The organism is Pseudomonas sp. LB3P58, assembly GCF_054897895.1.
Window position 1 is genome coordinate 2,460,186 of the sequence record NZ_JBUBVE010000001.1, and the last position, 19,925, is coordinate 2,480,110.

17 protein-coding genes are annotated in these 19,925 nt (G+C 57.7%); 10 read left to right on the plus strand and 7 right to left on the minus strand.

Going from position 1 to position 19,925, the window contains the following annotated elements:
• The first annotated feature begins 208 nt into the window (after window positions 1-208).
• Window positions 209-1,048, plus strand: a complete 840-nt coding sequence (gene galU, locus ACYZTZ_RS11630; RefSeq protein WP_056739849.1) for a UTP--glucose-1-phosphate uridylyltransferase GalU — start codon at window positions 209-211, stop codon at window positions 1,046-1,048.
• Window positions 1,049-1,178: 130 nt separating this feature from the next.
• Window positions 1,179-2,537, plus strand: coding sequence for a glutathione-disulfide reductase (gene gorA, locus ACYZTZ_RS11635; protein WP_429509727.1), 1,359 nt, complete (start codon window positions 1,179-1,181; stop codon window positions 2,535-2,537).
• Here gorA and ACYZTZ_RS11640 read toward each other — a convergent pair.
• Window positions 2,534-3,553 carry a DNA-binding protein gene (locus ACYZTZ_RS11640; RefSeq protein WP_461998282.1) on the minus strand — a complete coding sequence of 340 codons (1,020 nt, stop codon included), beginning with the start codon at window positions 3,551-3,553 and terminating at the stop codon, window positions 2,534-2,536. The two genes, gorA and ACYZTZ_RS11640, sit on opposite strands and share 4 nt — an antisense overlap.
• Before the next feature lie 177 nt (window positions 3,554-3,730).
• Here ACYZTZ_RS11640 and ACYZTZ_RS11645 point away from each other — a divergent pair, with 177 nt between their 5' ends.
• From ACYZTZ_RS11645 to ahpF, 3 genes are all read left to right on the plus strand, one after another.
• Complete coding sequence (locus ACYZTZ_RS11645) at window positions 3,731-4,675, plus strand: site-specific integrase (RefSeq protein ID WP_461998283.1); 945 nt, start codon at window positions 3,731-3,733, stop codon at window positions 4,673-4,675.
• 145 nt (window positions 4,676-4,820) lie between these two features.
• Window positions 4,821-5,384: an alkyl hydroperoxide reductase subunit C gene (gene ahpC, locus ACYZTZ_RS11650; RefSeq protein WP_007975937.1), complete on the plus strand. Its 564-nt coding sequence runs from the start codon at window positions 4,821-4,823 to the stop codon at window positions 5,382-5,384.
• A 140-nt stretch (window positions 5,385-5,524) separates the two neighbouring features.
• Complete coding sequence (gene ahpF, locus ACYZTZ_RS11655) at window positions 5,525-7,087, plus strand: alkyl hydroperoxide reductase subunit F (protein WP_461998284.1); 1,563 nt, start codon at window positions 5,525-5,527, stop codon at window positions 7,085-7,087.
• 145 nt (window positions 7,088-7,232) lie between these two features.
• On the opposite strand, the gene gloA is transcribed toward ahpF, so the two are convergent.
• Complete coding sequence (gene gloA / locus ACYZTZ_RS11660) at window positions 7,233-7,754, minus strand: lactoylglutathione lyase (protein ID WP_461998285.1); 522 nt, start codon at window positions 7,752-7,754, stop codon at window positions 7,233-7,235.
• Window positions 7,755-7,899: 145 nt separating this feature from the next.
• Between gloA and ACYZTZ_RS11665 the strand changes: the two genes are divergently transcribed.
• On the plus strand, window positions 7,900-8,424 hold the full coding sequence (locus ACYZTZ_RS11665; RefSeq protein WP_462000666.1) for a DUF4946 domain-containing protein: 525 nt from the start codon (window positions 7,900-7,902) through the stop codon (window positions 8,422-8,424).
• A gap of 175 nt (window positions 8,425-8,599) precedes the next feature.
• Here the strand turns inward: ACYZTZ_RS11665 and ACYZTZ_RS11670 are convergent, their stop codons facing one another.
• Together ACYZTZ_RS11670 and ACYZTZ_RS11675 are read right to left on the minus strand one after the other, a co-directional pair.
• Entirely contained in the window at window positions 8,600-8,962 is a 363-nt protein-coding gene (locus ACYZTZ_RS11670) for a histone-like nucleoid-structuring protein, MvaT/MvaU family (RefSeq protein WP_008155126.1), read from the minus strand.
• A 366-nt stretch (window positions 8,963-9,328) separates the two neighbouring features.
• Window positions 9,329-10,201 (minus strand): LysR family transcriptional regulator, encoded by an 873-nt coding sequence (locus ACYZTZ_RS11675; RefSeq protein ID WP_461998286.1) that lies wholly within the window; start codon window positions 10,199-10,201, stop codon window positions 9,329-9,331.
• A gap of 78 nt (window positions 10,202-10,279) precedes the next feature.
• On the opposite strand from ACYZTZ_RS11675, the gene ACYZTZ_RS11680 reads away from it, so the two are divergent.
• Window positions 10,280-11,224: a DMT family transporter gene (locus ACYZTZ_RS11680; protein ID WP_462000667.1), complete on the plus strand. Its 945-nt coding sequence runs from the start codon at window positions 10,280-10,282 to the stop codon at window positions 11,222-11,224.
• A gap of 252 nt (window positions 11,225-11,476) precedes the next feature.
• The gene (gene hppD / locus ACYZTZ_RS11685) at window positions 11,477-12,553 is read left to right on the plus strand and encodes a 4-hydroxyphenylpyruvate dioxygenase (RefSeq protein WP_461998287.1); all 1,077 of its coding nucleotides are present in this window, start codon (window positions 11,477-11,479) and stop codon (window positions 12,551-12,553) included.
• A gap of 125 nt (window positions 12,554-12,678) precedes the next feature.
• On the opposite strand, the gene rarD is transcribed toward hppD, so the two are convergent.
• Both rarD and ACYZTZ_RS11695 read right to left on the minus strand, forming a co-directional pair.
• Complete coding sequence (rarD, locus tag ACYZTZ_RS11690; RefSeq protein ID WP_461998288.1) at window positions 12,679-13,560, minus strand: EamA family transporter RarD; 882 nt, start codon at window positions 13,558-13,560, stop codon at window positions 12,679-12,681.
• A gap of 313 nt (window positions 13,561-13,873) precedes the next feature.
• Window positions 13,874-14,887, minus strand: a complete 1,014-nt coding sequence (locus ACYZTZ_RS11695) for an aldo/keto reductase (protein WP_461998289.1) — start codon at window positions 14,885-14,887, stop codon at window positions 13,874-13,876.
• Window positions 14,888-15,180: 293 nt separating this feature from the next.
• Here ACYZTZ_RS11695 and ACYZTZ_RS11700 point away from each other — a divergent pair, with 293 nt between their 5' ends.
• Together ACYZTZ_RS11700 and ACYZTZ_RS11705 are read left to right on the plus strand one after the other, a co-directional pair.
• Window positions 15,181-17,430: a YVTN family beta-propeller repeat protein gene (locus ACYZTZ_RS11700; protein WP_461998290.1), complete on the plus strand. Its 2,250-nt coding sequence runs from the start codon at window positions 15,181-15,183 to the stop codon at window positions 17,428-17,430.
• 501 nt (window positions 17,431-17,931) lie between these two features.
• Window positions 17,932-18,294: a DUF6124 family protein gene (locus ACYZTZ_RS11705; RefSeq protein WP_461998291.1), complete on the plus strand. Its 363-nt coding sequence runs from the start codon at window positions 17,932-17,934 to the stop codon at window positions 18,292-18,294.
• Window positions 18,295-18,584: 290 nt separating this feature from the next.
• Here ACYZTZ_RS11705 and ACYZTZ_RS11710 read toward each other — a convergent pair whose 3' ends face one another.
• Window positions 18,585-19,895, minus strand: a complete 1,311-nt coding sequence (locus ACYZTZ_RS11710) for an MFS transporter (protein WP_033055148.1) — start codon at window positions 19,893-19,895, stop codon at window positions 18,585-18,587.
• Window positions 19,896-19,925: the final 30 nt, after the last annotated feature.

Genomic DNA, 19,925 nt, shown 5'->3' on the forward strand with positions numbered 1-19,925 from the left:
TCGACCGGTGCTGATGGTGTAGGATTCGTGGTCGTGCAGATCTGATGGTCTGTGCTATCTATAAAGGCTGCGGAGCTATCTCGGGAACTATCCGCGAGAATATTTCTCTATGATGGCATCGGTTAGCCAGCGCGGGGGCATTGTAAGGTGCACGCCGCCTGATTAGACTGCGCCGAAACTCGTACACACAGCCCTATCAAGGACTTTTATGATCAAGAAATGCTTGTTCCCAGCAGCCGGTTACGGTACTCGCTTCCTGCCAGCGACTAAAGCCATGCCCAAAGAAATGCTGCCGGTGGTAAACAAGCCACTGATCCAGTACGGCGTCGAAGAAGCACTGGACGCTGGGTTGACCGAAATTTCCATCGTTACCGGTCGCGGCAAACGCGCGCTGGAAGACCACTTCGACATCAGCTACGAGCTGGAAAACCAGATCAAGGGCACCGACAAGGAAAAATACCTGGTCGGCATCCGTAAACTGTTGGACGAGTGCTCGTTCTCCTACACCCGTCAGACCGAAATGAAAGGTTTGGGCCACGCGATCCTGACTGGCCGTCCACTGATCGGTGACGAACCGTTCGCGGTAGTGCTGGCGGACGACTTGTGCGTCAACCTCGAAGGTGACGGCGTCCTGACCCAGATGGTCAAGCTGTACGAGCAGTATCGCTGCACCATCGTTGCGATCCAGGAAGTGGATCCGCAGGAAACCAACAAGTACGGCGTGATCGCCGGCGAGCTGATCGCTGATGATTTGTACCGCGTTCGCAACATGGTCGAAAAACCAGCCCCGGAAGACGCACCGTCGAACCTGGCGATCATCGGTCGTTACATCCTGACGCCGGATATTTTCGAGCTGATCAAACAAACCGAGCCAGGCAAAGGCGGCGAGATTCAAATCACCGACGCCCTGATGAAGCAGGCGAAAAACGGTTGCGTGATTGCCTATAAGTTCAAGGGCCAGCGTTTTGACTGCGGTGGCGCTGAAGGCTACATCGAGGCCACCAACTTCTGCTTCGAGAACTTCTACAAGACTGGCAAGGCTTACTAATAGCCTTTGACCCACTTGTATTGAAAAGCCACCTTCGGGTGGCTTTTTCATTTTCCGTCCCCATATCGTTTGCAGCGCTTGCCCAACGGATGTCTGCGGGTATGCTTGTGGACTGCCGAGGAGATTGAAAATGGCCTACGATTTTGACCTTTATGTGATTGGCGCCGGTTCCGGCGGTGTGCGGGCTGCGCGTTTTGCTGCCGGTTTTGGCGCGAAAGTGGCGGTGGCCGAGAGCCGCTACCTGGGTGGCACTTGTGTGAATGTCGGCTGTGTGCCGAAGAAGCTGCTGGTCTACGGCGCACACTTCGCCGAAGACTTCGAGCAGTCTTCGGGTTTTGGCTGGACGCCGGGTGAAGCGAAATTCGATTGGGCGACGTTGATCGCCAACAAGGATCGCGAGATCAATCGCCTGAACGGCATCTATCGCAATCTGCTGGTTAACAGTGGCGTGACCTTGCATGAGGGCCACGCCAAAATCGTTGATCCGCACCAGGTCGAGATCAATGGCGAGCGCTACACCGCCAAGAACATCCTGATTGCTACCGGTGGATGGCCACAGATTCCGGAAATTCCGGGGCATGAGCATGCAATCAGTTCCAACCAGGCGTTCTTCCTCAAAGAACTGCCCAAGCGCGTTCTGGTCGTCGGCGGTGGTTACATCGCCGTTGAATTCGCCGGGATCTTCCATGGGTTGGGCGCCGACACCACGTTGCTATATCGCGGTGAACTGTTCCTGCGCGGTTTCGACGGTGCGGTGCGCAAACACCTGCAAGAAGAGCTGACCAAGCGCGGCATGAACCTGCAATTCAACGCCGACATCGAACGCATCGACAAGCAGTCCGATGGCAGCCTGAAGGTGACCCTCAAGGACGGCCGTGAGCTGGAAGCGGATTGTGTGTTCTACGCCACCGGTCGACGTCCGATGCTCGACAATCTTGGGCTGGAAAACACCGGTGTCAAACTGGACAAGAAAGGTTTCGTCGAGGTCGACGAGCAGTATCAGACGGCTGAACCGTCGATCCTGGCGCTTGGCGATGTGATCGGTCGGGTTCAGCTGACGCCGGTGGCGTTGGCCGAAGGCATGGCCGTGGCGCGACGTTTGTTCAAACCTGAGCAGTATCGCCCGGTGGATTACAAGATGATCCCGACCGCGGTGTTCAGCTTGCCGAACATCGGCACGGTCGGTTTCACCGAGGAAGAGGCCCGGGAGGCCGGTCACGATGTGGTGATCTTCGAAAGCCGCTTCCGTCCAATGAAACTGACCCTGACCGAATGCCAGGAACGCACCTTGATGAAGTTGGTGGTGGACGCCAAGACCGACAAGGTTCTGGGCTGTCACATGGTCGGTCCGGAGGCTGGGGAAATTGTGCAGGGCTTGGCGATCGCCTTGAAAGCGGGTGCCACCAAACGCGATTTCGATGAAACCATCGGCGTGCACCCGACTGCCGCCGAAGAGTTCGTCACCATGCGTACGCCGGTCGCAGGTTAATCGTCCTTTTGGGGCTTTGATGCGTCTGGCGCTGTCGCAATGACGGCCGCCAGGCGCACGCTCTCATCGAGGCTCGCCTGAGTCTTGAGCAACTCAATTTCCAGCGCTTTGTTTATCTGCGACTGTTCGTCGACGCTCTGTTTCAGCGACTGACTTTCCAGCAGGGCGGCGCGCAAGCGTTCCTGGAGGAGGGTGCGTTCGCTGTCGATACGGTTGACCTGTTCCAGCAGCTGATCCTGTCGAACGTTGGTTTGCTTGAGTTGATCCTGCAGCAGGCTCAACTCTCTCAGGGTGCCACGGTTCTCCGTCAGCAAACGCTCGTTGTCGCGGTGCAGTTGCGTGATCTCATCCTGGCGCACCAATGCGCTCTGCTGGGCCTGACGCAACTCCATTTGAATCTGCTGCACCTGGCTTTCGTGGCGACGTTGTTCCTGCTCGCGCTGTTCTTTGACGGCGTTGCGATAATGTTCCAGGGCGTCGCGAGCGTGAAGGTGCTTTTCTTCCAGTGAGCGAATCTGCTCATCCTTGTCTTGCAAGCGTAATTCGAAATCGGCCAGCGCCTGGTTTAGACCGGCGTTGCGGGTTTGTTCGGTCTGCAGCATGGCGCAGGTTTCTTGCAGTGCCTCGGATTCCTGAGTCAGTGCCAGACTTTGAATCTCGTACTGCTGATGCAATTCGCCATTGGCTTGTTGAACTTCCTTCAGCTGTATTTCCAGCTCTTTTCGCTGCTGATCGAACTGCGCGCGTGCCTGATCGATGGGTTCTTGCGCCTGTTCCTTGAGGCGTTGCGCCAAGCGTGAGACCAAGCCTGCCAGCTCATCATCAATGGGCTCGGAAGGCGTTTCGATGCGCTCGCTGCCGTCATCCAGCTCCTTCAAATAGCGGTGGATAGTAGTTTTCGAGCCGGTATTGCCCATCTCGATCCGTACCGCGTCGATGCTGGGGTTTTCACCTCGGGCGAGAATTGCCAAACGTGCCGCTTGCACTACTGCTTTATTAACGCCGCCACGAGCCATGTGTTCTCCTACGATTTCGTACTGTGGTACATGCCACTTAAGTACACAATGTACCACGCCAGATGAAAACTTAAATACGACAAGTATTCATGCGGGATATACTGGTATTACCCCGTGTGATGAGCCCTGTGGCGCGTTTTCACCCGCCAGAGCGGTACGTTTTAGAGAGTTGAGCCGATGACTGAGCTGGATCGTTACCTGCAAGCCGCCACCCGCGACAACACCCGTCGCAGCTACCGGGCGGCTATCGAGCATTTCGAAGTCAGTTGGGGCGGCTTCCTGCCGGCGACCAGCGACAGCGTGGCGCGCTACCTCGTCGCTCATGCGGGTGTGCTGTCGATCAATACCTTGAAGTTGCGTTTGTCAGCGCTGGCGCAATGGCACAACAGTCAGGGTTTTCCTGATCCCACCAAGGCGCCAGTGGTGCGCAAGGTCTTCAAGGGCATTCGCGCGCTGCACCCGGCTCAAGAAAAACAGGCCGAGCCGTTACAGCTTCAGCATCTGGAGCAAGTGGTGGCCTGGTTGGAGCAAGAAGCGCAAACCGCGAAAGCTGAACACGATCAACCGGCTCTGTTGCGGGCCAGGCGCGACAGGGCGCTGATCCTGCTGGGATTCTGGCGCGGCTTTCGTAGCGATGAGTTGTGCCGGCTGCAGATCGAGCACGTGCAAGCGGCTGCCGGCTCAGGCATCACGCTCTATTTGCCGCGAACCAAGAGCGACCGCGAAAACCTCGGCAAGACTTACCAGACGCCAGCGTTGCAGCGCCTGTGCCCGGTGCAGGCGTACATCGACTGGATCACCGAAGCCGCGTTGGTTCGCGGGCCGGTATTCCGAGGCATCGACCGTTGGGGCCACCTGAGCGAGGAGGGGCTGCACGCCAACAGCGTGATCCCGTTACTGCGCCAGGCGCTGGAGCGTGCCGGCATCCCGGCCGAGCACTACACCAGTCACTCCTTGCGGCGCGGCTTTGCCACTTGGGCGCATCAGAGCGGGTGGGACTTGAAGTCGTTGATGAGTTACGTGGGCTGGAAGGATATGAAGTCCGCCATGCGCTATGTTGAAGCCAGCCCGTTTCTCGGGATGACACCGCTCGCGGAAAAAACCATTGGTGCTGCTAAGTAAGTTTTCTTCTATTAATACGTACCGCTAATAGCGAAAACCAATGAGCAGCATGAGCTTTGCCAATGAGCCATCCGGCAATCGAGTCGGTAGGATTCACTCCATCAACTTCTGAACCCAACTTTTCAACCCTGACGGAGAGTCATCGATGCCTATCATCAACAGCCAAGTTAAACCGTTCAAAGCTGACGCCTTTAAAAATGGCGACTTCGTAAAAGTGTCGGACGCTGACCTGAAAGGCAAATGGTCTGTCGTGTTCTTCTACCCTGCCGACTTCACCTTCGTTTGCCCGACCGAACTGGAAGACCTGGCTGACAACTACGACGCGTTCCAGAAGCTGGGCGTCGAGATCTACAGCGTTTCCACCGATACCCATTTTGCCCACGCTGCCTGGCACAACACTTCGCCAGCCATCGGCAAAATCCAGTACACCATGATCGGCGACCCGACTCACGCCATCTCCCGCAACTTCGACGTGCTGATCGAAGAAGCAGGTCTGGCTGACCGTGGCACCTTCGTGATCAACCCTGAAGGCCAGATCAAAATCGTCGAACTGAACGACGGCGGTGTGGGTCGTGACGCTTCCGAGCTGCTGCGCAAAATCAAGGCTGCTCAGTACGTCGCTGCTCACCCAGGCCAGGTTTGCCCAGCCAAGTGGAAAGAAGGCGAGGCCACTCTGGCTCCGTCCCTGGACCTGGTCGGCAAGATCTAAGTCTGTGGATCGCATCATCAGCGCGGGTTTCCGCACCTAAGTAAGCTGCAACCGCCCAATAAAAACGCCCGGGCGAGATTCGCTCGGGCGTTTTTTTATGTCGGCTCTTTATGTCACTGCAAAAAAAGGAAATCGCCCGTATGTTGGACGCCAATCTTAAAGCCCAGTTGAAATCGTACCTGGAACGGGTCACCCAGCCGATCGAGATCATCGCCTCCCTCGACGACGGTGCGAAATCCCAGGAAATGCTCGCATTACTCAAAGACGTTGCCAGTCTTTCCAACCAGATTACGTTGCTCGACAACGGTGACGATGCACGTAAACCATCGTTCTCGATCAACCGCCCGGGTGCCAATATCAGCCTGCGTTTCGCCGGCATCCCGATGGGCCACGAATTCACATCCCTGGTGCTGGCCTTGCTGCAAGTCGGCGGCCACCCTTCGAAGGCCAGCGTAGAAGTGATCGAACAGATTCGTTCGCTCAAAGGCGAGTTCAGCTTCGAGACTTACTTCTCGCTGTCCTGCCAAAACTGCCCGGACGTGGTTCAGGCGCTGAACCTGATGGCCGTGCTGAACCCGAACATCCGTCACGTCGCCATCGACGGCGCGCTGTTCCAGGCCGAAGTCGATGACCGTCAGATCATGGCCGTGCCAAGCGTCTACCTGAACGGCGTGAACTTCGGTCAGGGCCGTATGGGCCTGGAAGAAATTCTTGCCAAGATCGACACCAGTGGCATCGAGCGTCAAGCCGAGAAGATCAGCGCAAAAGAAGCCTTCGACGTGCTGGTCGTCGGCGGTGGCCCAGCCGGTGCTTCGGCCGCGATCTACGCTGCCCGTAAAGGCATTCGCACTGGCGTGGCGGCTGAACGTTTTGGTGGGCAGGTGCTTGACACGATGGCCATCGAAAACTTCATCTCCGTGCAGGAAACCGAAGGGCCGAAACTGGCCGTGGCGCTGGAAGAACACGTCAAGCAATACGACGTCGACATCATGAACCTGCAACGCGCCGACAAGTTGGTGCCAGGCAAGAGCGGCGAGTTGCACGAAGTCCACTTCGCCAGCGGCGCGACCCTGAAAGCCAAGACCGTGATCCTGGCGACCGGTGCGCGGTGGCGTGAAATGAACGTCCCGGGTGAGCAGCAATATCGCAACAAAGGTGTGGCGTACTGCCCGCACTGCGACGGTCCGCTGTTCAAAGGCAAGCGTGTGGCGGTGATTGGCGGCGGTAACTCCGGCGTCGAAGCGGCCATCGACCTGGCGGGCATCGTGTCCCACGTAACACTGCTGGAGTTCGACGTGCAGTTGCGCGCCGATGCGGTCTTGCAGCGCAAGTTGCACAGCCTGCCGAACGTCACCGTGATCACCAGTGCGCAAACCACTGAAGTGTTGGGCGACGGTCAGAAGGTCAACGGTCTGCGCTACAAGGATCGTCAGTCGGACGAGTTGCGTACCGTCGAGCTGGAAGGGATTTTCGTGCAGATCGGTTTGCTGCCCAACACCGATTGGCTCAAAGGCACCATCGAGCTGTCGCCTCGCGGCGAGATCATCGTCGATGCCCGCGGTGAAACTTCGATGCCGGGCGTGTTCGCTGCCGGTGACGTGACCACCGTGCCGTACAAGCAGATCGTGATTGCGGTGGGCGAGGGCGCCAAAGCCTCCCTGAGCGCATTCGATCACCTGATCCGGACCTCGGCCCCAGCGTAAAACCCGACGCTGAAAACACAAAAACCCCATGAGCGATCATGGGGTTTTTTGTGTGTGACTCAAAAGATCGCAGCCTTCGGCAGCTCCTACAGGGTTCTGTGTACACCAGTCGGAGCTGGCGAAGCCTGCGATCTTTTGATTTTAATTACAGCGGTGCCGGTTGAATGATCTCAACCCAGTACGCATCCGGGTCTTTGATGAACGCCAGGCTCTTCATACGGCCGTCATTCAGGCGTTTCTGGAAGTCGCAGCCCAGCGCTTCGAAGCGCTCGCACGCAGCGACAATATCCGGCACCGAGATGCAGATGTGGCCAAAACCGCGCGGGTCAGTGTTGCCGTTGTGGTAAGCGAAATCCGCGTCGTTCTCGGTGCCGTGGTTGTGGGTCAGCTCGAGAATGCCCGGGATCGACTTCATCCACTCGGTGCGCGCAGCAGCGTCGGCCGGGATCTGGTTTTTATCGACCAGCGCCAGGAAGTACAGGCTGAACTCGGCTTCCGGAAAATCGCGTTTTTCCACCAGCGAGAAACCCAAAATGCGCGTGTAGAAATCCAGGGACTGGGTGATGTCCTTGACCCGCAGCATGGTGTGGTTGAAGACGAATTTCTGGGTGGCGGTGTCAGGTTGGGCAGTCACGCCTGGGAAGGTGTTCAATTCGTGCAGGCTCATGGGCCCTCCGGAAAATAAGTGGGGCTAACGAATGGCGACAATGATACGCAAGGGCTCGGACATCACCAAACCCAAAGCGTCGGCTATTGCCTGACAGACGGGCGAGGCTCAGACTTTACGGTTCAATCCGTGAGTGTTCATTGCAATGATTCGTTTTTGTAAATCGATGTTCGTCCTGATCTGTGTGCTTTCAGGTGTTAACAGCGCTCACGCAGACGAGCCAGTCATGACCTGGCCCAGCGGCTGGGAGGTCGAAGCCGTCCCGCAAGATGATGCCAACGCCCAGGTATCCCGCCAGCGCGCGGTGAAAAACGATCAGGGCGGCACGCCGGTAATGGTGATGGAGTTGACCATGACTCAGGTGGAAAGTGGTCATCAGGTGAATCTGCAAGGCGTGTTGCTGGAGATGCGCAAGTCGGTGCAGAAGGACTTCTTTCAAGGCGGTTATCAAAGTGTCTGTAACAAGATTCACCCGACGACGTTGAGCCGCTTATCAGCGCTGGAAACTACCTGCACGATCACGCAGAACGGAAGGCATGTGCTCTCTCAAACATTGGTTGCCGCTGTGGATGGCGATAAGGCCTATGTTCTTTCCTACGCCGGGCAGGCTGAGGTTTATAAGGCAAGTCAGGATGAAATAGACGCGGCCCGTAACAGCTTGAAACTTTAGTTAAAGATTTCAATGGCTGCCGGTTTCAGCGCATTCTGAAATTTTTAGATACCCAAACGGATTAAGCACAAAGTTATTCAGCAAGTAGCGAGTTGATCGACGCCAATCGTTGCATTTAGAAGGCGTCCATGAAAAAGCCCTGCATTGGCAGGGCTTTTTTTGTCACCGCGAGTGCTTAGCCACGCAGCCAGGAATCAACGGTAGCTGCACCGTATTGTTCCTTCCAGGCTTTCAGGCCGCGGTGGTTGCCACCCTTGGTTTCAATCAGTTCACCGGTGTGCGGATTCTGATAAACCTTGACCACGCGAGCGCGGCGGGTTTTAGGCGTGGCCTGTTGCAGACCGGATTTTGCCGGGTTCGGATCGAGAATGGCGATGATGTCGCGCAGGCTCTTGCCGTAGGTTTTCATCAGCCCCTGGAGCTTTTCTTCGAATTCGATTTCTTTCTTGAGCCCGGCATCATTCTTCAGGGTTTCCAGCTGCTTGAGCTGCTCTTGAAGGGCCTTTTCAGCTGCACGAAATTCAGCGAGTCTGGACAATATCTTTACTCCAATAGTGTGTTTGGCTGATACCAACCGCAAACAAAGCTATAAGCCAAGAGCCTTGAAGCGACTCGGTGATAATGGCTCACCTGCCAATCTAGCGCAGGCATGAAAAATTGTAGTAGTTAATTGGCCAAGAGTAAATCCTGTCTTTTTCTTCATGTAACAACAGTAGTCTTTTGATTCAAATTGGGGCGCGATCTCCTTGTCTCGTCGCTGAGCGCCGCTAGTTAATGGTGACTTAATGCGTTAATGAATTCCGCGCCGGGCATCGGCCGGCCGAATAGATAACCTTGCAAGAAGTTCACGCCGTGGGCGGTCAGGTAATCACTTTGCTCCACTGGCCCTCGGTTAGTGTGCCGCTTAGCGGTAGTTCAGGCGCTCGGCCAGTTTGATAAAAGCCAGCGCCGCAGGGGATGACTGGCGCTGGTCGAGCACCGCCAGACCAACCTGGCGTGTGACCGTTGGCGATAGCGGTCTTTTCACGTAGCGACCGTCGCGATCATCGGGCAATGAGCTTTCGGCGACGACCGTCAGCGCGTCGCCTCGGCCAACGGTTTCCAGCGTGCTCAGTAGTTGCGAGCAGCGATAACGGATGTTCGGTGTCAGCCGGGCGGCATTGAACAGCCGCGACACCAGTTCCGACGAACCGGCCTCGGTCAATACAAAGGGGTCGTTGCACAAGTCGCTCAGGGTCAGGCTGTCGCGACGGGCCAGCGGATGATCGACGGGCAGCAGCGCGACCATTTGGTCCTCGATCAGCGCAAAGGTGTCGAACCGCTCCTCGGGCAACACCACGAAGCCGATATCGATTCGCCGCTCCTCCAGCCACTGGATCACCTGTCGGTCCGGGCCTTCATCTATATGGACCTCAATGCCCGGGTGGGCCGCGCGGTAGTGCTGCAGGATAAGCGGCAGCAGTTTGATCGATGAGGTCGGGCCAAACGAGCCGATGCGCAACGTGCCGCGTTTCATTCCGCGAGCATCGGCCGCTTCCTGGCGCAAGGTGTTGGCCAGGCCCAGCATCGCCCGCGCGCGCAGCAAAAGCTGTTGGCCGATGTCGCTGAGTTCGACCCGGGACTGATGCCGGCGCAGCAGCTCGACGCCCAATTCCTGTTCCAGCGACTTGAGGGCGTGGGAGACCGCGGATTGGGAAATTCCCAAGCGATTGGCTGCCGCGGTAAAACCGTGAAGCTCGGCGACCAGAGAAAAGATCTCGAGTTGGGTAAGGGTCATGAGTGTTTACTCATTTTACGATGAGAAGGTATTAGTCGAATGATACGTCATCTCCCCGAATTCTCGTTCTGGAAACCGATGACGACCTATGAGCAAAGCCTGTCCAACCCTTCGGATGTCCCGGTTTATCTGAAACTGGCTGCCGTCACCATGATCTGGGGCGGCACCTTTGTCGCCGGGCGGTTTCTGGCCGACAGCCTCAGCCCCTTGTTTGCCGCCAGCCTGCGATTCCTGCTGGCCAGCGTGGCGTTGCTGGTGTTTCTGCTACTGGCCCGCGTGCCGCTCGCAAGGCCCAGCCCCAGGCAATGGCTGCAATTGGCACTGCTGGGTTTTTTCGGGATCTTTTTCTACAACCTGTGCTTCTTTTATGGACTGCACTACATCAATGCCTCGCGGGCGTCATTGATCGTGGCGTTGAACCCGGCCGTGATCGGGTTGGCGTCATGGCTGTTGTTCAAGGAGCGCTTGAGTCGAGCGACAGTCGTCGGAATCGCGATCTGTATTGCCGGGGCGAGCCTGGTGATCGTCAGCCGCAACCCGCAGTTGTTGGCCGGCAATGCCGACGCCTGGATCGGCGATCTGTTGATCTTCGGCTGTGTGCTCGGTTGGGGCGTTTATTCGCTGTTCTCCAAAGACCTGAATCAAACCCTGGGGCCGGTGCAAACGGTGACGTACTCGATTCTGTTGGGCACGCTGATGCTGTGGGTGACCAGTGCTGTTCGCGGTGAGTTGAGTATTACTGCACTCGCCAGCCTCGGACCAACGCAATGGTTGAGCCTGATGTACCTGGGCGTATTGGGTTCGGCGCTGGCCTATATCGGCTATTACGACGGCATTCGCAAAATCGGCGCGACGCGCTCAGGCGTGTTCATCGCCCTGAACCCGCTGACCGCGGTGATCCTCGGTGCGCTGCTGTTGGGCGAGCAGTTGACCCTGGCGATGTGCCTGGGAGGAGGGCTGATCCTCGCGGGGATTTTCCTGTGCAACAAACCCCTTGCGCGAGCAGGGAAAAAGGGGATTTGATACAGAAGGCGGACAAACCGATTTACGCTGTGTAGAATCGGGTTACGCATATAAGAATAATCGTCTTCTGGCAGCAGAAGCCTCGCCCGCAATAGCCTTGGGTCGACAATGAAGAGTTTTGGGTTTCAATTGATCTACGGTGACTTCCTCGCCCGCAGCGTGCGGGGCATCTCCTGCGCGCCACCCGCCGGTCTCAGCATTGCTAGCAACTAACGATCCGTTAATTGACAAGAAAATGATGAGGCGCCAACCATGGCAGATTTATACGAAAACCCAATGGGCCTGATGGGCTTTGAATTCATCGAATTCGCATCGCCAACCCCGAACACCCTGGAGCCGATCTTCGAGATCATGGGCTTCACCAAGGTCGCGACCCACCGTTCCAAAGACGTGCACCTGTATCGTCAGGGCCAGATCAACCTGATCCTCAACAACGAACCGCACAGCGTTGCGTCGTACTTCGCGGCCGAGCACGGTCCGTCGGTGTGCGGCATGGCGTTCCGCGTCAAGAATGCCCAGCAGGCGTTTGCCCGGGCTCAGGAACTGGGCGCTCAGCCAATTCATATCGAAACCGGCCCGATGGAACTGAACCTGCCAGCGATCAAAGGCATCGGCGGCGCGCCGCTGTACCTGATCGACCGTTTCGGCGAAGGCAGTTCGATCTACGACATCGACTTCGTGTTCATCGAAGGCGTTGACCGCAACCCGGTCGGGGCTGGCCTGAAGATCATCGACCACCTGACTCACAACGTGTACCGCGGTCGCATGGCCTACTGGGCCAACTTCTACGAGAAGTTGTTCAACTTCCGCGAGATCCGTTACTTCGACATCAAGGGCGAATACACCGGTCTGACCTCCAAGGCCATGACCGCGCCGGACGGCATGATCAAAATCCCGCTGAACGAAGAATCGTCCAAAGGCGCCGGGCAGATCGAAGAGTTCCTGATGCAGTTCAACGGCGAGGGCATTCAACACGTTGCCTTCCTGACCGATGACCTGATCAAGACCTGGGATCACCTGAAAAGCATTGGCATGCGCTTCATGACCGCGCCGCCGGAAACCTATTACGAAATGCTCGAAGGTCGTTTGCCGAACCACGATGAGCCGGTTGATCAACTGCAATCGCGCGGCATTTTGCTGGACGGTTCGTCCGAGTCAGGCGACAAGCGTCTGCTGTTGCAGATATTCTCGGAAACCCTGATGGGCCCGGTGTTCTTCGAGTTTATCCAGCGTAAAGGCGACGATGGTTTCGGCGAAGGCAACTTCAAGGCACTGTTCGAATCCATCGAACGCGACCAGGTTCGTCGTGGTGTGCTCTCCACCGACTAAGCCGTTACCGCTGTAAAAACTGTGGGAGCGAGCTTGCTCGCGATAGCGGTCTGTCAGCCAACATCAATGTTGAATCTGAAGACGCCATCGCGAGCAAGCTCGCTCCCACATTGTTTTGCGCAGCCTTAAGGTCTGCGTTGCCGCATCATGTGTTTGAACCCTTCGAACACCAACACCACAACAGCCAACCAGATCGGGATGTAGGTCAGCCACTCACCGGGTTTGATGCTTTCCCCCAGCAGCAACGCGACGCCGAGCAACAGCACCGGTTCGACATAGCTCAACAACCCGAACAGGCTGAACGGCAACAACCGGCTGGCGATGATGTAAACCACCAGCGCCGATGCGCTGATGACGCCGAGCAACGGGATCAGCAGCGACAACCACGGGTGTTGATCGAACACGGCGAAACCCTGTTCACCGCCCTGAACGAACCAGAACGCGACGGGCAACATCAAGGCCATGTCCATCCACAAACCGCCGAGGTTGTCGGTCGCCAGTCGTTTGCGCAGGATGAAGTAGAGCGGATAACCGATGACGACCAGCAAGGTCGCCCAGGAAAAGCCGCCGACCTGATACAGCTCGTTGAGCACACCGAGGGACGCAAAAAACACGGCAACCTTTTGCAGGTAAGACAGTCGCTCGCCATAGGCGAACCGCCCGGTCAGCACCATGGACAGCGGCAACAGGAAGTAGCCGAGGGACACGTCGAGGCTATAGCCATTGAGCGGCGCCCACATGAATAACCAGAGTTGCAGGCCAAGCAGCGTCGCGGAAAGGATCAGGCCGGCGAGCAATTTTGGTTGGCCAACCAGCCGCCGAAAAAGGGCGACCACGCGTTTCCATTCACCGGAGACCACCATGAACACGGTCATGCATGGCAGGGTCAGCAGCATTCGCCAACCGAAGATTTCCACGCCGCTCAAAGGCGTGAGCAGCGACGTGTAGTAATACATGACGGCAAACAGCACCGAGGCTGAAACCGATAGAGCGATACCTTTAGACAAACTGTCCTCGCGGGTTGAAGGTCGAACGGGGCGCGCAGGATACGTGTTTTTTGTGCTGAATATTGGCCGAGTGATCAATATTTCCAACATCCCTGCAGAATTTCAAACCGTCGTCCCCTCACCCTAGCCCTCTCCCAGAGGGAGAGGGGACTGACCGAGTGGATTCAAGAAATTTTGCGACCTGAAAGACCTATTCGATTATGGATTCGATGCGGAACTTTCAGGTCGAAGGATATGCCGAACATCCCCCATTCAGTCCCCTCTCCCTACGGGCGGTCCGACGTTTCGGGAGGGCTAGGGTGAGGGGGAGATCTCAAGCCGAACGCGATTTGCGTCCCGACACAAAGTGGCTCACATCATTAAACCCCGGCGTCGACGCATGCCCAGGCACAACCAGCGAATCAATAAACGCCTCATCCTCAGCCGTAATCTTCACCGCCTGCGCCTTGGTGTAGGCATCCCATTGTTCTTCGGTACGCGGTCCAACGATGGCCGAGGTGACGGCGCTGTTGTTCAGCACCCAGGCGATGGCGAATTCGACGATGCCCACGCCGCGACCCTGGGTGTACTGCTGAATCTGCTGAGCAATGCGCAATGATTCGACGCGCCATTCGGTTTCCAGAATGCGTTTGTCGGCGCGGCCGGCGCGGCTGTTGGCGTCCGGTTTCACGTCCGGCGCGTATTTACCGCTGAGCACACCGCGCGCCAGAGGGCTGTAAGGCACCACGCCCAGGCCATAGTTTTGCGCGGCGGTGATCTGCTCGGTTTCTGCCTGACGGTTGACGATGTTGTACAGCGGCTGACTGATCACCGGCCGGTCGACGCCCAGTTGATCGGCCACACGAATCACCTCGGCGATGCGCCAGCCACGGTAGTTCGACAAACCCCAATAGCGAATCTTGCCCTGGCGGATCAAATCACCAATAGCCGACACCGTCACTTCCAGCGGCGTGTTGTGGTCTTCGCGGTGCAGGTAATAGATGTCGAGATAGTCAGTGCCCAAACGCGTCAGGCTGGCGTCGATGCCATTGAACAGGTGCTTGCGGCTCAGACCGCTGCGGTTGGGAACGCCGTCCACCGGGCCGAAACCGACCTTGGTCGCCAGCACCCATTCATGGCGGTTACCGGCAATCGCTTCGCCGACGATCTCTTCGGAGCGGCCGTTGGTGTAAACGTCCGCGGTGTCGATGAAATTGATGCCCTGGTCCCAGGCCTTGTCGATGATCCGCAGGGAATCTTCGGTGCTGGTCTGTTCGCCGAACATCATGGTGCCCAGGGTCAGGGTGGAAACCTGTAAACCCGAATGACCCAGCGTGCGGTAGCTCATGACGAAATCCTTTTACCGGTGGGAGAAAGGCTCAATCAAATACCAGAACGGTGGGGCGGGGCAATCTGATTTATCGACGAAGCGCCTGGCAGCACTTTTGCCCAGAAACGCTTGGGCGCTTCCGCACCTCGAATGAAGGTCGGGGTAACCACTCGTCGCCACTGTCAGATTTGACAGTAGTCAGTCTTCCCGGCCTGGAGTGTGATAACCCCGCGTCCTGAGAAGACTCAGGACTCGTCGCCTTCCAGGAGAGCATGATGGATATCCAGTCCGCCGCGTTGAACGAATTATTTGTGCTGTACCCCGTAATCATCCAGGGCTGGGTCACCCCAGTGAAACCGGACGGCATCGCCGACGGCGGCATTCCCAAAGCCCTTTACGATGGCCAGGCCAAGGGCCTTGAATGCCTGGTCGATCCATGGACCGAGCTGCAGCTAGAATCCCGGATCATGGCGGCCGATGATAGCGTGAATTTGTATTGCAACGGCGGTCTCGTCCCAGGAGCAGGTCATACCGTCAAGCCGGGGGAGGAAAAGCTGCGCGTGTATCTGTACCTGCCACACAATAATTTGATACATGGCGTCAACCGTCTGCATTACGTGGTCACCCGTGCCTCGGGGAACTCCGAACCCTCTCGGGATCTGCTGGTGCTGTATCACCTACGGTCTGTGGAAACCCTGGATCTGGTGATCCCGGCCGATGTGCTCAAGGACGGCGTCAGCGCCGCACGGGCGGCGCTAGGGGTGGAGTTCGGGTTCACCTATGCCAACCGACGCAACCACGACCGTATCGAGTTTCTGTTGGGCGACACCCAGGTCAGGTTCGACGTCCCCGACGGCACGGCGCCAATCACCCACACACTGTTCGCCGACACGTTCCAGAAGGCGGGCGACAACCCGAGTGCGGTGGCCGAGTTCTATGTCGTCGACCAGTTGGGCAACCGGGTCAAATCCCCGGAGAAGCGCCTGGATATACACCTTGACCGTGTTGAACTCGAGCAGGCGATCCTTCGAGAAATCCTGACCGAGAACAATGACGACCCTAATACCGTGGACCTCGCCAAGCTGAACGGCGGGCCGTTGTGGGCCTTGATTCATCTGATCGATGAGATCTGGGACGTGGGGGATGAGATCCACCTGACGTTCACCGCTCTGGTGAATGGCAGTCCGGTTGCCACCTATGACAAAACTCTGCCAATTACACAGGTGCCGGGGCAATTCTTTTGGGACATACCCAACAGCAAGGTCATTGCCGACAGCGTGGTGACGGTGATCTATGAGCAGGTCAGAAGTGGCGACGTCATTGCCAGGTCCAAAACGGCTACGGCGCAGGTGACGGGCGCAGGACAGAATGACGTGCCGACCTTCACCAACGCGCCCTACACCATCGCCCCGGCTGGCCGGCTGAAGAACGTTGAGTTGCTTCTCAGCACCAGCAGTAACACCCCCGTCCCCGAGGGCCGCCTCAGTCTGATTCTCCCAGCCAACTTTAGGTACGACGATGGCGGCAGCGGCCAGCGCGACTTCATCACCGACGATGTCGGCAGGCTCAGCGTCAGCCGCGTCAAAGGCGCTCTCATCCCCGGTTCTTACAGTCTGAGCGCCACCAGTGGTGCTCAGGTCGCCAACGCAACCGTAACCGTTACGGGGCTGGGGCCGGTCGGTACCATCCCGGTCGGGGACGCTCCGTTCGGGATCGCTGTCAGTCCGGACGGTACCCGTGCTTATGTCTGCAACCGGAATAGCCACACGGTCTCGGTGATTGATACGGCCACGAATCGCGTCCTGACGAATATCCCGGTCGGAAAAGAACCGGTGGGGGCTGCCGTCAGTCCGGACGGTACCCGCGCTTATGTCAGCAACCAGGTTAGCCACACGGTCTCGGTGATTGATACGGCGACGAATCGCGTCCTGACGAACATCCCGGCCGGGAACATTCCGTGGGGGGTTGCTGTCAGCCCGGACGGTAGCCGCGCTTATGTCAGCAACTATAATAGCCACACGGTCTCGGTGATTGATACGGCGACGGATCAAGTCCTGACGAACATCCCGGTCGGGCACTCTCCGACCGGGATCGCCGTCAGCCCGGACGGTACCCGCGCTTATGTCAGCAACCGTGGTAGCCAAATGGTCGCGGTGATTGATACGGCGACGGATCGAGTCCTGACGAACATCCCGGTCGGGACTGCTCCGAGAGGGGTTGCTGTCAGCCCGGACGGTACCCGCGCTTATGTCTGCAACGGTGGTGGCCGCACGGTCTCGGTGATTGATACGGCGACGGATCGAGTCCTGACGAACATCCCGGTCGAGAACTATTCGATGGGGGTTGCCGTCAGCCCGGACGGTACCCGCGCTTATGTCTGCAACCAGCTTAGCCACACGGTCTCGGTGATTGATACGGCGACGAATCGAGTCCTGACGAACATCCCGGACGTGGACTCTCCGACCGGGATCGCCGTCAGCCCGGACGGTACCCGCGCTTATGTCTGCAACTACGGCAGCGCAACGGTCTCGGTGATTGATACGGCGACGATCGAGTCCTGACGAACATCCCGGTCGGAAACCATCCGCCCGGGATCGCCGTTCTCAGAGATAAGGGGATACCCATTAGCCGGTTTTGGCGCGGCGTCGGCAGTGACCACGAAAGGAGGGACATACCTATTTATCCGTCTCTCCTATCGATTGAAAAGTGAGCAATGACTGAGTTGTTTAATCGACATCTCCAGATACTGATTCGGGCTACACATCCTTGCGCCGCTGCCTACGACTACGCCAGAATCCGCCGGCTTGTGCGCCTTGGGCCTGGGCTCTATCGTTTGCCGGTCGCTGAAATAACAGCGATCGGGTTTGGTAGCCCGGTATGTCCAGGCGCATAGCACCATCTTTTGCGGGGTTGTCTCATCTCTGCTTTTTATGGTGGCCATGCGCAGGGCGTCTTCGGACGCGCCGGGTTCCTGGACCGGTCTACCAATCCGCGTATGGCCGCCACCCATCGTTTGGTAGCGAGAGTGATGGCTCTTCATTTTCATTTCAGGAGATTCATCTATGTTCAAAGTAACGCCCAATCCACCGGACACCGATCCGGCATCCCCGTCCGAATCACTCGATTCAAAAAAGCTCCACGAAGCCGTCGACCGCGCCCTCGATCACTACCTCAAACTGGCTGCCCATATCAAAGCCACCCCGCGCACACCCGGCACCATGTTCATCGTCAACCCGGAGCTCGATACCGAAACCCTGCTGGGCCATGCTTGCGAGTCGTTGGCCTCGGCCAATGTCATGGCCATGGATTTGGTGGACCATTTGGAGGGGGCGAGTCGCAATTCGCTGTTGGGTATTGCGCAGATCATCATGCTGGGTGAGTTGGCGGTGAATCGGGCGTTGGATAACATCGATCCACCGGGTTAAACGCAAAAGCAGCCCTCACCCTAACCCTCCCGAAACGTCGGACCGCCCGTAGGGAGAGGGGACTGACCGAGTTGTTTTTTAGAGCTACACCGACCTGCAATTCTGAGTCGAACTCAGGCTTTGAAATGCATGAAGATCGGCCCCCTTTCCCCCTCGCCCCTTTGGGGCGGTCCGACGTTTCGGGAGGGCTGGGGTGAGGGGGATAGATTTAAGCAACACCACAAAACTCAAGCCGAAAACCTCGGCAAAAAAACGGCCCGAAAAGGGCCGTTTCTCATGTCTACCGAAGCTTAAACCCGCAACGTCCGCGTCATGCGTAACGCCAGCAAACTCCCGCAAACAATCACGCCCGCCAGCAGGTAAAGCGCGGCATCGGTCGACCCGGTGCTGTCCTTGACCCAACCCACCAGATACGGACTCAGGAACCCGGCCATCTGCCCCATGGAGTTGATCAACGCCAAACCACCCGCCGCAGCGCCCGCGCTCAGCAGCGCAGTCGGCACCGGCCAGAACATCGGCAGGCCGGTGAGGGCGCCCATGGTGGCGATGGTCAGGCCGAGGATGGCGATGGCCGGCGTAGTCGCAAAGTTCACCGCGATCAGCAAACCGACCGCACCCATCAGCATCGGCACCACCAAGTGCCAGCGGCGTTCTTTGCGCAGGTCCGCCGAGCGGCCGACCATCAACATGAACAGCGCCGCCAGCAGGTACGGAATCGCACTGAGCCAACCGATCACCAGGTTATCGCTGAAGCCCAGGTTCTTGATGATCGACGGCAGCCAGAAGTTGATCGCGTAGACGCCGCTCTGGATGCAGAAATAGATCAGACCGAAGGCCCAGATCGCCGGGTTCTTGAACACGGCCAGCAGCGAGTCGGTGGTGGTTTTCGGTTTGTTGGCCAGGTCTTCGGCGTGGTCGGCTTCCAGCACCGAGCGCTCGAACGGCGTGAGCCATTTGGCGTTGGCGTAACTGTCGCTCAACAGGAAGTAGGCGAGGGCGCCGAGGATCACGGTCGGAATGCCTTGCAGCAGGAACATCCACTGCCAGCCCGCCAAACCCGCCTGGCCTGCGCCGAAGTGGTTGAGAATCCAGCCGGAAAACGGGCTGCCGAGCAGTCCGGACACAGGGATCGCCGACATGAACAACGCCATGATGCGGCCGCGGCGGAAGGTCGGGAACCACTGCGAAAGGTAAAGCACCACGCCCGGGAAGAACCCGGCTTCGGCCGCGCCGGTGAACAGGCGCAGGGTGTAGAACTCGGTCGGGGTGGTGACGAACAGCAAGCAGGTCGAGAGCGAGCCCCAGACGATCATCATCAGCGCGATCCAGCGGCGCGGGCCGAATTTGGTCAGGGCCAGGTTGCTGGGGACGCCGCACAACACGTAGCCGATAAAGAAGATCCCGGCCCCGAGGCCGTACACGGTTTCGCTGAATTTCAGTGCGTCGAGCATCTGCAGCTTGGCAAATCCAACGTTCACCCGGTCGAGGTAGTTGAACAGGTAGCAGATGAAGATGAAGGGAATCAAACGCAGGGTAATGCGTTTGTAGACGGCGTTTTTTTCGTCAACGATGGCCTGGGTAGCGGCGGCGCTCTGTGACATGGCGGGCTCTCTCTTTATTATGATTTTTTG

Coding starts and splice junctions, on each gene's coding strand:
- galU (WP_056739849.1), top strand. CDS start 209: ATGATCAAGAAATGCTTGTTCCCAGCAGCCGGTTACGGTACTCGCTTC.
- gorA (WP_429509727.1), top strand. CDS start 1,179: ATGGCCTACGATTTTGACCTTTATGTGATTGGCGCCGGTTCCGGCGGT.
- ACYZTZ_RS11640 (WP_461998282.1), bottom strand. CDS start 3,553: ATGGCTCGTGGCGGCGTTAATAAAGCAGTAGTGCAAGCGGCACGTTTG.
- ACYZTZ_RS11645 (WP_461998283.1), top strand. CDS start 3,731: ATGACTGAGCTGGATCGTTACCTGCAAGCCGCCACCCGCGACAACACC.
- ahpC (WP_007975937.1), top strand. CDS start 4,821: ATGCCTATCATCAACAGCCAAGTTAAACCGTTCAAAGCTGACGCCTTT.
- ahpF (WP_461998284.1), top strand. CDS start 5,525: ATGTTGGACGCCAATCTTAAAGCCCAGTTGAAATCGTACCTGGAACGG.
- gloA (WP_461998285.1), bottom strand. CDS start 7,754: ATGAGCCTGCACGAATTGAACACCTTCCCAGGCGTGACTGCCCAACCT.
- ACYZTZ_RS11665 (WP_462000666.1), top strand. CDS start 7,900: ATGATTCGTTTTTGTAAATCGATGTTCGTCCTGATCTGTGTGCTTTCA.
- ACYZTZ_RS11675 (WP_461998286.1), bottom strand. CDS start 10,201: ATGACCCTTACCCAACTCGAGATCTTTTCTCTGGTCGCCGAGCTTCAC.
- ACYZTZ_RS11680 (WP_462000667.1), top strand. CDS start 10,280: ATGACGACCTATGAGCAAAGCCTGTCCAACCCTTCGGATGTCCCGGTT.
- hppD (WP_461998287.1), top strand. CDS start 11,477: ATGGCAGATTTATACGAAAACCCAATGGGCCTGATGGGCTTTGAATTC.
- ACYZTZ_RS11695 (WP_461998289.1), bottom strand. CDS start 14,887: ATGAGCTACCGCACGCTGGGTCATTCGGGTTTACAGGTTTCCACCCTG.
- ACYZTZ_RS11705 (WP_461998291.1), top strand. CDS start 17,932: ATGTTCAAAGTAACGCCCAATCCACCGGACACCGATCCGGCATCCCCG.
- ACYZTZ_RS11710 (WP_033055148.1), bottom strand. CDS start 19,895: ATGTCACAGAGCGCCGCCGCTACCCAGGCCATCGTTGACGAAAAAAAC.